Source organism: Mesorhizobium sp. CNPSo 4688, assembly GCF_057784295.1.
The window spans coordinates 1-352 of sequence record NZ_JBWLUY010000108.1 but is presented as its reverse complement, the minus strand read 5'-3'; the positions used below and the strand labels follow the sequence as shown (position 1 = coordinate 352).

1 protein-coding gene is annotated in these 352 nt (G+C 56.0%); it reads right to left on the bottom strand.

The window, feature by feature from the left end; genetic code table 11:
- Positions 1-66: 66 nt before the first annotated feature.
- Positions 67-288, bottom strand: coding sequence for a DUF768 domain-containing protein (locus AC04SH_RS35010; RefSeq protein WP_477345641.1), 222 nt, complete (start codon positions 286-288; stop codon positions 67-69).
- Between the last annotated feature and the right edge of the window lie 64 nt (positions 289-352).

Genomic DNA, 352 nt, shown 5'->3' with positions numbered 1-352 from the left:
CCACCACCAGTGCCACCACGACGCCGACGAAACAGAATGCGACCCAGACGCTGGTCATGGATTGCTTCACTCAGCTAAGCCGGCATCGTGGTGTACGATCGCGTCTAGAAGAGCCTCGTACACACTCCCGGTTTCTTCCTCGATCTCAACGCTACTGATGCCGATCGCTTTGGCGTCAGCGAATAGCTTTTGGGTGAGCTCGGCAACAGAGATGATGTCAGCGCCGACGGTCTCGGGGACGTTGGCCGAAATCCACTTGTACAAAAAGTCGGTGCCGCGGGTGCTCATCAGAAGATAAGCTGACGACGTTTATTAGGTTCCGCTGATGTGCTTCCCCAACGTCAGAACGACG

Coding starts and splice junctions, on each gene's coding strand:
- AC04SH_RS35010 (WP_477345641.1), bottom strand. CDS start 288: ATGAGCACCCGCGGCACCGACTTTTTGTACAAGTGGATTTCGGCCAAC.